The organism is Cupriavidus sp. 86D6 (assembly GCF_057815095.1).
Window position 1 is genome coordinate 74,043 of sequence record NZ_JBYPSB010000015.1, and the last position, 11,831, is coordinate 85,873.

Genomic DNA, 11,831 nt, shown 5'->3' on the forward strand with positions numbered 1-11,831 from the left:
ACGGGCGGCGGAGGACGGGATGCAGAACAACAGACAAATCGCCCATGCACTTCAACGCCAACGACAGCATCCTGGTCAACATCGTCACCAGCGTGGTGGTGATTCTTGCCGGCACGCTGGTGGTCAAGCTGATCAACCGCTTTTTCTCGGCGCGCCTGCAGGCCGACAACCGGGGCAGCTATCGCGCCTGGACCGTGGCGTCGCGCAATCTGGTGGCGGCGGTGGTGTTCCTGTTGCTGCTGGGCATCTGGGTGTCCGAGCTCAAGAGCGTGGCGATCTCGCTGGCGGCGTTCGCGGCGGCCTTGCTGCTGGTCGGCAAGGAACTGGTGATGTGCTTCCTGGGTGCGTTCATGCGCATGATCACGCGCCCGTTCCAGCTTGGCGACCTGGTGGAGATCGGCCCGTTCGGCGGCGAAGTCATCGACATGGACGTGATGTCCACCACGCTGGTGGAAGTGGCCGCCGCGCGCCAGTACACCGGCTTTACCGTGCAGGTGCCGAACAGCATGCTGCTGACGACGGCCGTGCGCAACCATTCGCAGGCCGGCGCCTATACGCTGGACATGGTGCGGATTCCGCTGGCCGTGGGCGACGATCCCGAAGTGGTGGAGGCGCTGCTGGTGCAGGTGGCGCGCCGCGCGTGCGAAGGCTTCATGGAAGAAGCGGGCCGCACGCTGCGGCGCTACGGGGACATGCGCTTTGTGGACCTGTCGCAGTTCGAGCCACGGGTGATATTCGAACCGTTCGACGTGACCCGCTTCGACGCCGTGGTGCGCTTTCCGGTGCCGGTCAGCGCACGGCTGGCGGTGGCGCAGCAGATCGTGCGCGGCTATTACCGCGAGCGGGCGCAGGGCCGGCCGGTGGATTCCGGGACGGCGCCCCCACCGGAAGCGCCCGTGGCGCAACCGTAGCGCGGGACGGGGTGGCCACCGGGTCCATGGCATCCGGCAGGCCGCAGGCGGCAGGACCGTCGAGGAGAACACCATGGCGCAGGCCCTGATTCGATGGCATGGAGATGGCGCGAACCCCGGCCCGGCGCCCGTGCCGGGGTGGCGGCATGTGCGGTCGCTGGCGTGGCTGGTCGCCATCTCGGTCTGGCTGGCGCTGGCAGGCGGCTGTGCGAGCCTGCCCGCCAATGCCGGGCGCACGCCCAGCTACGCCGCGACGGATACCGGCACGACGCTGCTGGCAAGGTCGCTGGCGCCACGGCTGGGGCAGAATCCCGGGCAGTCGATCTTCTATCCGCTGGGCGCGGGGCCCGATGCGCTGACGGCGCGCATGGCACTGGCGCGGGCCGCGCAGAAGACGCTGGACCTGCAGTACTACATCTATGACGTCGATACCACGGGCAGTGCGCTGCTGGGCGAGGTGATCGACGCCGCCGATCGCGGCGTACGCGTGCGCGTGCTGCTGGACGACATCCATACCGGCAAGCAGGACAAGATCTGGGCGGCGGTGGATTCGCATCCGAACATCGAGGTGCGCATCTTCAATCCGTTTGCCAACCGCAACGCCCGATGGCTGGAGCTGCTGTTCGATTTCGGCCGCCTGAACCGCCGCATGCACAACAAGCAGATGACGGTGGACAACCTGGTGTCGATCATGGGCGGCCGCAATATCGGCGACGCGTACTTCTCGGCCAAGTCCGACATGGCGTTCAGCGACCTCGACGTGATGGTGGCCGGCCCAGTGGTGCCGGCCGCCAGCAAGGTTTTCGACGAATACTGGAACAGCGAGAACGCCTATCCCGTGGCCACGCTGACCCCCGAAGGCAAGGAGGCACCCGACGAACTGCGCGCCTTCCGCAAGCAGATCGAGGCCAAGGGCGACACGGCCCGCGCCAGCCCGTTCGTGCAGGAACTGCTGGATTCGGGCCTGGCGCGCGGCATCGAGTCGGGCCGCCTGCCCGGCTACATGGGCGCGGCGCGCGTGATTGCCGACAAGGCCGACAAGATCGAGGAATCCGCCGACGACCCCTCCACGCACGCCATTCCGCAGCTGCGCGCGATGATGGAAAAGGCCCGGACCGAGCTGGTGCTGGTTTCCCCGTACTTCGTGCCCAACAAGAAGGGCGAGGCGTGGTTGGCCGCCATGGTCAAACGGGGCGTCAAGGTGCGTGTGCTGACCAATTCCTTCGCCGCCACCGACGTTGCGGCGGTGCATGCCGGGTACGCGCCCACGCGCAAGCGGCTGCTGGAGGCCGGCGTGGAACTCTACGAGCTGAAACCCACGGCCAATGCCGAACTGGTGCGCAGCCGGGCGAGCAAGTCGCGCATGTTTGCGTCGAGCCGCGCAAGCCTGCATGCCAAGGCCTACGTGGTGGACCGCCAGACGCTGTTCATCGGGTCGATGAATCTGGACCCGCGCTCGATCAAGCTCAATACCGAAATGGGGGTGGTGCTGGACAGTCCGGCGCTGGCCAGGCTGCTGGTGGAGGACATGGACCGCCGGCTGCTCGATATCGCCTACCGCGTGGGCCTGAAAACGAGCGACAGCGGTGCGCAGTCGCTGACGTGGACCACGCGCGACAACGGCAAGGAAACCACCTACGATCAGGAGCCGGACATGAGCATGTGGCAGCACATGGGCATCGACGTCCTGCAGCTGCTGCCCGTGGAGGATCAACTGTAGCCAAGCGGCCACGGGGCGGGCCTGGCCAGGCTAGGGCACGGTGGTCTCGCCGCCGTCGGGCTGCAGCAGTTGCAGCAGGTAGGCCTGCAGGCGCGACAGTTCGCCGGCGATGCCACCCGGAAAACCCTGCCGGTCGCCGCGCTTGTCGATCAGCAGTTCGGCGACGAAGGCGGATACGGCGGCGGCATTGCCCAGTGCGGCCAGCTGGTTGCCAATGCGCGGATACGCGTAGAACAGCTCCAGCGGACGGACTTCACGCGGCAACTGGGCCAGCCACCTGAGCGCCACTGGCGTCAGCGACAGGTTGATCGGGTCCGGCGCGTGGCGCAGTTCGCTCCAGTTGACGTGCGCCGAGGCAGGCGGGTCGCCGTCCAGTACCTTCCTGGCTTCTTCGACCGTGACGAATTCGAATGACAGGGGATCCATGATGGGTGGCTCGATGTGGGCAGGGCGCGCGGGTATCCACCCGTTCGGGTCAGATTTCGTGCTGCCGCCCATGTTAACGGATCGGTGAAGCGTTTCGTTAGCGGCAAGGTACGACCCGGGCCCGGCCCGGCGCGGGCGCGGATCTCATGGCAGGCTGCCCGATGTCTCATGGCAGGCAAACGCCCGTTTGCCACACTGCAGGCATGAACCGGAGCCTGCCATGACCTGGGATTTGCTGATCGAATCGGACTGCGTACCCGTGCCACTGCGCGCGGGCGCCCGTGTGACCTGCCGCGCCGGCCAGTTGTGGATCACCGTCGAGCACCGGCGCGCCCGGCCGTCGGCGGATATCGTGCTGTCGGCCGGCCAGCAGTGCCGTGTGGAGGAGGACGGCGTCTATTTCCTGAGCGCACTGCGTGCGCTGGGCGCGGTGCAATGCCACATCACGCCGGCCGCCAGCCAGCAGTTGGCGCTGCGCCCGGCCTGACGCGCGCCGCTTCCTCGGCAATCCAGTCGGCCACGTGGCGCACGTCGTCGCGCGGAGTCTCGGTGGCATGGATCAGCCAGAACGCGTTGGGGCTGGGCATGACCGCGCCTGCCGTGGTGACCACGTTCAGCTGGCCGCCTTCGATCAGCGACTGGATCAGTTCCAGGCGTCCGAGCGCCACGCCTTGTCCGGCAAGTGCCGCATGAATTACCTGGTCATACTGATTGAAGCGCAGGATGCCGCGCCGGGCGGCCTGCCGGTAGCCTTGCGCGCCAAGCCAGTTGCGCCAGTGCAGCCATGGGCGCGGATCGTCGAATTCGAGCAATGGCAGTGCCGCCAGGGCTTCGGCCGAGGTCACGCGCGTGGCGCCCAGCGCCGGATTGGCCACCGGTGCGATGGTTTCGTCGAACAGCCGCAGGGCGTGGGGCGGCGCGGCCGATGCCGGGCAATAGCGGATGGCCAAGTCGATGCCATCGGCGCGCAGGTCGCTGATCTGGTTGCTGGCGGACAGCCGCACGTCGAGCTTCGGATACCGGCGCTGCAGGCTGCCCAGCCGTGGCAGCAGCCACAGGCCGGCCACGCCGATGCTGGCCGTGACCGTGACGGGCTGGCTTCCATCGCGCTTGCGCAGTTCCGCGGCCACGTCCTGCAACTGCTGCACCGCGCCGTCGGCGCTGCGGAACAGGCGTTCGCCTTCGGGCGTGAACGCCACGCCGCGATGCTGGCGCACGAACAGGCGTACCTGTAGCTGGTCTTCCAGCGCGCGGATCTGGCGGCTGACGGCCGACTGGGTCAGGCACAGGTCGTCGGCGGCCTGGGTGATGCTCATGCGCCGGCCCACGGCCACAAAGCCCTTGAGCAGATCGAGCGGAAACAGGCGGACGAGCGGGACGGACATGGCAAAGCCTCACGGGGGCGCTGGCGAGCCCCATTACAGCACGGAAATCCGCTCGGCTGCCATGCGCGGATGGAATGGCAGAACGCCTGAAATCTCGTTTGAACCGGCGCCCGGAATCGCTTGAAATAAAGCCGATCCGAACCGCCGCCACTGGAGCCCGCCATGTCGCTTCGCCAGTCTTCGCATGATGTCCGTGCATTGCAACCGGACGCGGCGCCGCCCTGGTGGCGCGGCACCGTCTTTCTGCTGCTGGCGGCCGGGCTCGTGATGGGCCTGGCGCTGGGGGTACGCCACGTGCAGGGCCTGTTCCTGCTGCCGGTGATCGCCGAACGGGGCTGGACCCGCGAGACATTCGGCTTTGCGATGGCCGTGCAGAACCTGGTGTGGGGCATCGCTCAGCCGCTGACGGGCATGGTGGCCGACCGCTTCGGGTCGTGGAAGGTGATGCTGGCCGGGCTGTTGCTGTACGCGGCCGGACTGTGGGGCATGGCACTGGCGCCGTCGTCGATGGCCTTCGTGCTGGCGGGCGGCATCTGTATCGGCATCGCGCAGTCCGGGACGACGTTCGGCGTGGCCTATGGCGCGCTGAGCCGCATGGTGCCGCCGGAACAGCGCAGTCGCACGCTGGGCATTGCCGGGGCGTGCGGGGGCATCGGGCAGTTCCTGATGGTGCCGTCGGCGCAGGCGCTGCTGTCGGCGGCGGGGTGGCAGCTGACGTTGATGATCTTTGCCGGGGCGGCCCTGTTGCTGGTGCCGTTGGCGCTGCCGTTCCAGGATCGCGCGACGGGCGGCGATGCCAGGGGCGACCAGCCTTCGATGCGGGCCGCCATCGGCGAGGCCTTCCGGCATCCGGGGTTCTGGCTGCTCAACCTGGGCTTTCTGGCATGCGGCTTCCAGCTGGCGTTCATCGCCAACCATCTGCCGGCCTACCTGCGCGACCAGGGCATGCAGCCGGCCAGCGCGATGATTGCGCTGGCCCTGATCGCACTGGCCAATATCGCGGGCACCTACGCCTTCGGCTGGCTGGGCGGGCGGCACGTGAAGAAGTACCTGCTGGCCGGCATCTACCTGACGCGCACGTCGGCGATGGCGCTGTTCCTGCTGCTGCCGCTCAGCCCGCTCACGCTTTACGGGTTTGCGGCCGTGATGGGCTTCCTGTGGCTGGGCACGGTGCCATTGACCAGCGGCATCGTCTCGCAGGTGTTTGGCGTGCGGTACATCACCACGCTGTTCGGCTTTGTGTTCCTTGGCCATCAGCTGGGGTCTTTCCTGGGGGTGTGGCTGGGCGGGCTGGTGTTCGAACTGACGCATTCCTATGATCTGGTGTGGATGGGTGCGATGGCGCTGGGCGTGATCGCGGCGGCGTTGCATTGGCCCATCGACGACCGCGAGATTGTGCGCGCGCCATGGCAGGGGCTGCGGCCTTGAGCGCCTGCATGGAATAAAGGGCTGGCCTGGTGTGTTTACGCATCAGGCAGGCTGCGTGCCGGGCGCGGGAGGTGGAGTATGCTTGGCACGCACGTCCTGTCATTCCCGTATCCGGAGGCCGCCATGCCGTTTCGTTTTTCCGTTTGGACGGGTGCCGTCGCGGCAGCCCTTGTGCTGAGCGCATGCGCATCGCTGCAGCCGGTGGAGACCGGCCAAAAGCTGATCGGCAGCCCGCAGGCCGCCGTGCAGCAGGCGTTCGGCACCCCCACCGATACGTTCCAGATGGCCAACGGCACCCAGCGGTGGATTTATTCCAAACAGCCGTACGGCTACGAAATCTACGCGGCCGACTTCGATGCCAGCGGCAAGCTGACGAATTTCCGGCAGACGCTGACCGAAAACGAGATCTACACCGCGCGGCCCGGCCAGTGGACCAAGCAGGATGTGCTGGAACGCTGGGGCAAGCCCAAGGAGCCGATCCAGTACTACGCGCTGATGAAGCGCGAGGCGTGGTCGTACCGGATGTACCTGCCCGGCTACCTGCCGGCGCACTTCAGCGCCTATTTTGACGACAACGGCGTGCTGGACCGGACGATGATCATCCAGGACTCGCGCGGCGGCGAACGCAGCCGGAGATAGCCGAACGGCTATCAACGGCGCGCCGGGTGGGGCGGCCCGGCCATCCGCATTGCGCCACGCGGGTCCGCCCGAGTGGCGCCAATGCAACAATCCACATTGAAGACTCAACTAATTCCCGGGTGAACCGCTCGTCCATTGTATAAACACGAATTATTCGCATTACTATTTGTGTTGATGTGCGGCACACGCCGCATCGCGCACGTCGAGCCAGCACACCGCCCATAACAATCCCGGGAATTCCGATGTTCTTGCACCGTCTGTCCAACGGTCGCGCCAGCCTGCGCTCGCGCGTTTCTGTCCGTTCTTCGCTGCCAGCCACCGCGCTGTCACCTGTTGCCGCCGCAGTGCTGGGCCTGTCGCTGTCGCTGTCCGCGCCCGTCCACGCGCAGGTTCGGGCCCAGCCGGCCGATCCGGGCGCCACCGCCACGCTGCCCACGGCCACCGTGGTGGCCGACCGGTCCGGCGAGGCGGTCAAGGTCGAGCGTGTGAGCAACGGCGCGCTGGGCGACCGCAAGGCCGTGGATACGCCGTTCTCGGTCAACGCGGTGTCCAGCGACGAGATCCAGCAGCGCATGGCGCAGACCGCCAACGATGTGTTCAGGTACGACCCCGCCGTGCAGGTGCTGGGCGACAACGCACGCACCGAGAACTCGTACTTCTCCGTGCGCGGCATTCGCGTGGACATGCTCAACGGCACGAAGGTGGATGGCCAGAACTTCGTCACGTGGGACGCCGACATCCCGCTGGAGCCGTTCGAGCAGGTGGAGCTGCTCAAGGGCCTGTCTGGCTTCATGTACGGCTTTGGCTCGCCGGGCGGCATCATCAACTACGTGGCCAAGCGGCCCACCGCCACGCCGCTGCGCGAGGTGACCATCGGCTACCAGACCAACAACGTCTGGAGCGAGAAGGTCGATGTGGGCGGCCGCTTTGGCAACGACGACCGCTTCGGCTACCGCATCAACGCCGTGAACGAGGACGGCAACACCAGCGAACAGGGCGTGCACGTGCGCCGCCAGACGTTTTCGCTGGCCACCGACTTCCGCATCACGCCGGACCTGACGTGGAACGCCGACATCATGTACTGGAAGCGCAAGTCGCAGGGCACGATCTTCGGGCTGTCGTTCGGCACGGACACCATCCCCGCCGCCAGTAGCGTGGCGCGCAACCTGGCCCAGCCGTGGTCGTCGCACGAGACCGACACGCTGACCGTGGGCACCGGCGTGGACTACCGCATCAACAGCGACTGGAAGACCAGCTTCAAGTACCGCTTCGCACGCCAGAACCGCCTGAATGCCGACAGCTTCCTGTTTGTCACGGACGACGCAGGGAACTACTCGGACACCAACTACCGCTGGAAGACCGCCTACTACTATCAGGCGTACGACGCGATGGTGCAGGGCAAGTTCGACACAGGGGGCCTCAAGCACGAGATCGTGGCGGGCCTGGGCTACCTCTCGCAGGTGCGCGAGCTGGACAACGGCCTGGGCGGCAACGGCATCTTCATGGGGATGAACAACCTGTACAACCCCATCGCGCTGGACGAGCAGGCCGGCGTGGGCAAGGACTACATTCCGTACCGCGACTACAAGATCCAGCAGAAATCGGCCTACCTGAGCGACACGGTGCAGATCACGCCGCGCCTGTCGGTGCTGGCTGGCCTGCGCTACAACATGTTCTCGCAAGACAACTACAGCCCCGAAGCGGTCCGGACGTCGCGCTACAGCGCCAACCCGATCACGCCCACGGCAGCGGTGATGTTCAAGACGGACGATTTCTCGACCGCCTACGTGAGCTACGTGGAATCGCTGGAACCGGGCGGATCGGCCGGCCCGACCGCCGCGAACGCTGGCGAGACCTTCGGCCCGCTAAAGAGCCGCCAGTACGAGGTGGGCTTCAAGACCGACCGCGACAAGTGGGGCGCCAACCTGGCCCTGTTCCGCGTGGACAAGGGCTACGAGTACACCAACACGTCGAACGTCTTCGTGCAGAACGGCAAGCAGCAGTTCACGGGCGTGGATACCAGCGGCTGGTGGCGCGTGGCGCGTGACATTCGCCTGATGGGCGGCGTGCTGTGGCTGCACACCAAAACCACGGACGTCGACGATCCGCAGGTCAACGGCAACCGGGTCTTCGCCACGCCGAACTACATCGTGACCGGCCGCGTCGAGTACGACACGCCGTTCGTCCCCGGCCTGACGCTGTGGACGGGCGCCAAGGTGACCGGCTCGATGTACGTGAACTCGGCCAATACGCAGCAGATTCCGTCGTACACCACGGCCGACGTCGGCGCGCGCTATACCACCCGTGTGGCCGGCAAGCAGGTGACCGTGCGCGCGGTGCTGAACAACGTGTTCAACCGCCGCTACTGGACCACCACCTATGACGGCTTCGTGCTGCCGGCGGCCACGCGCACGTTCCTGATGAACGCCTCGCTGCAGTTCTGATGGATTGAAATGCAGGCGGCCGGCAGGGGCCGCCGTTTTCAGCCTCGGCGCACCGCCGTGACCTTGCCGCCCATCACGTCGATGGTGCGCCGCTGCGGGTTGTAGTCCATCGTGCCCGGCATATGCTGGCCTTCGCGATTGCCGAAGCGCCATGCGCAGCCTTCGAGCAGTTTGGCCGCGTCCGCCTCGGTCTTGCCGATCAGCGCGTCGTCGCCGAGCTTGTCGGCCTGGCAGCCCTCGGGCGTGCCACGGCCGCCTTGGGGGCCCGGATTGGCCACGCCGGCAGTCGGCGGCTGCGGCGCCTGCGGCTGCGCGGCGCAGCCTGCCATCATCGTGGCCATTGCCACGGTGCCCGTGAGGGCCATCCCTTTCCAGTTCGGTGCAGTCATGCAGAGGCTCCTTGGCCGTATGAGGGAGCCCCGATTCTAGCGGACCCTGCGTTCACGGCGACTTGCGCGCCGTGGACCGTCCGCGCCCGCGCGGTGCCGGGGCCGCGAACATCGACATGTCGCGAACGATGCAGCCCAGCAGCGTGTCGGCGGCCACGCCCAGCGGGCGGCCCGCCTTGACCAGCAACCGCGCCTTGGCCGCCTCGAACAGCGGGTGGGCGATCGGCAGGGTCACCAGTTCGCCCGAGCCCAGTTCCCGATACGCGGCAAACGCGCCGATCAGCGTGATGCCGTGGTGGCGCTTGACGAAGTGCCGCAGCACGGCCAGCGAATTGGTGGTCAGCGTGGGCCGGATCTGGATGTTCTCGGCGTACGCCAGCATCTGCACGATCTGCCCGAGCCCGAACGCCGGCGGCATCATCGCCAGCGGGTAGTCGGCAAGCTCGCGCACGTCCACGGTGGTGCCGCGCAGCGCCAGCGGATGCCCGGCATGCACCAGCAGCACCACCGGCTGCGACGACGTGGCCACCCAGCGCACATCGGCATGCGACGGCGGGTTGTAGGCCAGGCCGATATGCGCGCGGCTTTCGGCCACCTCCTGCAGCACGTTGTTGACGGGCAGGATGTCCACCGTGACGTCGAGCCGGGGGTATTGCGCGCAGAAGTCGGTGAGCACCTCGTCCATCAGGCCATCGACATAGCCCTCGCTGGTGGCAATGCGGATCTGGCCGTGCTGCAGGCCACGCAGCGCCTGCAAGCGGTCTTCGAACAGCTCCTGCTGCGCCCGGCAGCCCTGCCAGTATTCCAGCAGGTGCAGCGCCACTTCGGTGGGCTGCACGCCGCGTGCGTGGCGGTCGAACAGCGGCGCGCCGACTTCGTCCTCCAGCAGTCGGATCTGGCGCGTGATGACCGACGGCGATGTGTTGATGCTGTCGGCCGCGCCCCGGATCGATCCGTGCGTGAGCACCTCGTGGAAATAGCGCAGCCTGCGCTGGTTCAGTTCTCGCATGTCGAATGCCAAGCTGTTGCCGATTGGGCAACGATAGCCGACTTAAGTTGCTCTTGCTCTGCTTTTTCATCTGACCGACGATCCTTCGACAACAAGAAAAAGCGACAGCACAACGTTCATCGCATCCAAAGGACGACCACGGGAGAGACCGCATGTCCACCACACTGCCCCCACGCACCACGCCGGCGCACGACCGCGCCGCGCAACAGGCGCTGTACCGCAAACTGAACTGGCGCCTGCTGCCCTTCCTGCTGCTCTGCTATACGTTCGCCTACCTGGACCGCGTCAATATCGGCTTCGCCAAGCTGCAGATGCAGAGCGACCTGGGCTTCTCCGACGCTGTGTACGGCCTGGGCGCCGGCATCTTCTTCTTCGGCTATGTGCTGTTCGAGATCCCCAGCAACCTGCTGCTGCCCCGCATCGGGGCGCGCAAGACCATCAGCCGCATCCTGGTGCTATGGGGGCTGACGTCGGCCGGCATGATGTTCGTGCGCGACGAAACCACGTTCTATGTGATGCGCTTCCTGCTGGGCGTGTTCGAGGCGGGGTTTGCGCCGGGCATGATCTTCTACCTGACGTACTGGTACGGCCAGCAGCGCATGGCGCGCGTGATGGCCGTGGTGATGCTGGCGGGCCCGCTTGGCGGCATCTTCGGCTCGCCGCTGTCCACGTGGCTGATGACTGGCCTGTCGGGCACGCATGGCCTGGCAGGCTGGCAGTGGATGTTCCTGGTGGAAGGCCTGCCGTGCGTGCTGCTGGGCGTGCTGGCGCTGCGCGTGCTGGCGGACCGGCCGGCCGATGCAAAGTGGCTGACCGATACCGAAAAGCGCATGATTGCCGCTGAACTGCACACGCCCGGCGCGGGCCACCATTCGTTTGGCCAGGTGGCGCGCGATCCGCGCGTGTACCTGCTGGCCTTCGCCTACTTCACGATGATCTGCGGCATCTACGCGGTCAGCTTCTGGCTGCCGTCGATCATCAAGGCCGATGGCGTGACCGACACCATGCAGATCGGCCTGTATTCGATGATCCCGTATATCGCGGCCGCCATTGCGATGGTCGTGATCGGCCGGCGCTCGGACCGGCGCGGCGAGCGGCGCCTGCATAGCGCCGTGCCCGCCTTCATCGGGGCCGTGGCGCTGGCGGTGGCCACGCTGTCCAGCGGCAACCTGGCGGTGTCGCTGTTGTGCATGACGATCGCCACGGCGATGATGTGGACGGCCTATACGGTGTTCTGGGCCATACCGTCGCAATACCTGAAGGGCGATGCCGCCGCGGGCGGTATCGCGCTGATCAACACGATCGGCCTGATCGGCGGCTTCCTGAGCCCGACCATCATTGGCTGGGTGCGCACGGCAACCGGCAGCATGCAGGCCGGCCTGCTGGTGATGGTGGCGCTGCTGGTGGCCGGCGCGGTGACGCTGGTGGCCAACCGCATGCCCGCGCCGCACGGCCGTCCGGCCACGGTTTGACGACAACA

At 66.8% G+C, this 11,831-nt stretch carries 11 protein-coding genes; 7 read left to right on the forward strand and 4 right to left on the reverse strand.

Annotated features, from left to right (window positions below; translation table 11 throughout):
- Positions 1–44 precede the first annotated feature (44 nt).
- On the forward strand, positions 45–911 hold the full coding sequence (locus AC3G88_RS24440; RefSeq protein ID WP_488773920.1) for a mechanosensitive ion channel domain-containing protein: 867 nt from the start codon (positions 45–47) through the stop codon (positions 909–911).
- Positions 912–984: 73 nt separating this feature from the next.
- A complete protein-coding gene (locus tag AC3G88_RS24445) occupies positions 985–2,631 on the forward strand; it encodes a phospholipase D family protein (RefSeq protein WP_488773921.1) in 1,647 nt (548 codons plus the stop codon).
- Between the two features lie 30 nt (positions 2,632–2,661).
- On the opposite strand, the gene AC3G88_RS24450 is transcribed toward AC3G88_RS24445, so the two are convergent.
- Positions 2,662–3,057, reverse strand: coding sequence for a hypothetical protein (locus AC3G88_RS24450; protein ID WP_488773922.1), 396 nt, complete (start codon positions 3,055–3,057; stop codon positions 2,662–2,664).
- 220 nt (positions 3,058–3,277) lie between these two features.
- Between AC3G88_RS24450 and AC3G88_RS24455 the strand changes: the two genes are divergently transcribed.
- Complete coding sequence (locus tag AC3G88_RS24455; RefSeq protein WP_153946981.1) at positions 3,278–3,544, forward strand: DUF2917 domain-containing protein; 267 nt, start codon at positions 3,278–3,280, stop codon at positions 3,542–3,544.
- On the opposite strand, the gene AC3G88_RS24460 is transcribed toward AC3G88_RS24455, so the two are convergent.
- Entirely contained in the window at positions 3,501–4,442 is a 942-nt protein-coding gene (locus AC3G88_RS24460; protein ID WP_488773923.1) for a LysR substrate-binding domain-containing protein, read from the reverse strand. The two genes, AC3G88_RS24455 and AC3G88_RS24460, sit on opposite strands and share 44 nt — an antisense overlap.
- A 162-nt stretch (positions 4,443–4,604) precedes the next feature.
- On the opposite strand from AC3G88_RS24460, the gene AC3G88_RS24465 reads away from it, so the two are divergent.
- The 3 genes from AC3G88_RS24465 to AC3G88_RS24475 all read left to right on the forward strand — a co-directional run bounded on the left by AC3G88_RS24465 (position 4,605) and on the right by AC3G88_RS24475 (position 8,953).
- Positions 4,605–5,870, forward strand: coding sequence for an MFS transporter (locus AC3G88_RS24465; RefSeq protein ID WP_488773924.1), 1,266 nt, complete (start codon positions 4,605–4,607; stop codon positions 5,868–5,870).
- Positions 5,871–5,993: 123 nt separating this feature from the next.
- Positions 5,994–6,509, forward strand: coding sequence for a hypothetical protein (locus AC3G88_RS24470; protein ID WP_488773925.1), 516 nt, complete (start codon positions 5,994–5,996; stop codon positions 6,507–6,509).
- 242 nt (positions 6,510–6,751) lie between these two features.
- On the forward strand, positions 6,752–8,953 hold the full coding sequence (locus AC3G88_RS24475) for a TonB-dependent siderophore receptor (RefSeq protein WP_488773926.1): 2,202 nt from the start codon (positions 6,752–6,754) through the stop codon (positions 8,951–8,953).
- 38 nt (positions 8,954–8,991) lie between these two features.
- Here AC3G88_RS24475 and AC3G88_RS24480 read toward each other — a convergent pair whose 3' ends face one another.
- Together AC3G88_RS24480 and AC3G88_RS24485 are read right to left on the reverse strand one after the other, a co-directional pair.
- The gene (locus AC3G88_RS24480; RefSeq protein ID WP_488773927.1) at positions 8,992–9,342 is read right to left on the reverse strand and encodes a hypothetical protein; all 351 of its coding nucleotides are present in this window, start codon (positions 9,340–9,342) and stop codon (positions 8,992–8,994) included.
- Between the two features lie 52 nt (positions 9,343–9,394).
- Positions 9,395–10,351 carry a LysR family transcriptional regulator gene (locus tag AC3G88_RS24485; protein ID WP_153946987.1) on the reverse strand — a complete coding sequence of 319 codons (957 nt, stop codon included), beginning with the start codon at positions 10,349–10,351 and terminating at the stop codon, positions 9,395–9,397.
- Positions 10,352–10,503: 152 nt separating this feature from the next.
- Between AC3G88_RS24485 and AC3G88_RS24490 the strand changes: the two genes are divergently transcribed.
- Complete coding sequence (locus AC3G88_RS24490) at positions 10,504–11,823, forward strand: MFS transporter (RefSeq protein ID WP_488773928.1); 1,320 nt, start codon at positions 10,504–10,506, stop codon at positions 11,821–11,823.
- The last annotated feature ends 8 nt before the right edge of the window (positions 11,824–11,831 follow it).

Excerpts from the sequence above, each read along its gene's own strand:
- AC3G88_RS24440 (WP_488773920.1), top strand. The coding sequence starts at position 45 with ATGCACTTCAACGCCAACGACAGCATCCTGGTCAACATCGTCACCAGC.
- AC3G88_RS24445 (WP_488773921.1), top strand. The coding sequence starts at position 985 with ATGGCGCAGGCCCTGATTCGATGGCATGGAGATGGCGCGAACCCCGGC.
- AC3G88_RS24450 (WP_488773922.1), bottom strand. The coding sequence starts at position 3,057 with ATGGATCCCCTGTCATTCGAATTCGTCACGGTCGAAGAAGCCAGGAAG.
- AC3G88_RS24455 (WP_153946981.1), top strand. The coding sequence starts at position 3,278 with ATGACCTGGGATTTGCTGATCGAATCGGACTGCGTACCCGTGCCACTG.
- AC3G88_RS24460 (WP_488773923.1), bottom strand. The coding sequence starts at position 4,442 with ATGTCCGTCCCGCTCGTCCGCCTGTTTCCGCTCGATCTGCTCAAGGGC.
- AC3G88_RS24465 (WP_488773924.1), top strand. The coding sequence starts at position 4,605 with ATGTCGCTTCGCCAGTCTTCGCATGATGTCCGTGCATTGCAACCGGAC.
- AC3G88_RS24470 (WP_488773925.1), top strand. The coding sequence starts at position 5,994 with ATGCCGTTTCGTTTTTCCGTTTGGACGGGTGCCGTCGCGGCAGCCCTT.
- AC3G88_RS24475 (WP_488773926.1), top strand. The coding sequence starts at position 6,752 with ATGTTCTTGCACCGTCTGTCCAACGGTCGCGCCAGCCTGCGCTCGCGC.
- AC3G88_RS24480 (WP_488773927.1), bottom strand. The coding sequence starts at position 9,342 with ATGACTGCACCGAACTGGAAAGGGATGGCCCTCACGGGCACCGTGGCA.
- AC3G88_RS24485 (WP_153946987.1), bottom strand. The coding sequence starts at position 10,351 with ATGCGAGAACTGAACCAGCGCAGGCTGCGCTATTTCCACGAGGTGCTC.
- AC3G88_RS24490 (WP_488773928.1), top strand. The coding sequence starts at position 10,504 with ATGTCCACCACACTGCCCCCACGCACCACGCCGGCGCACGACCGCGCC.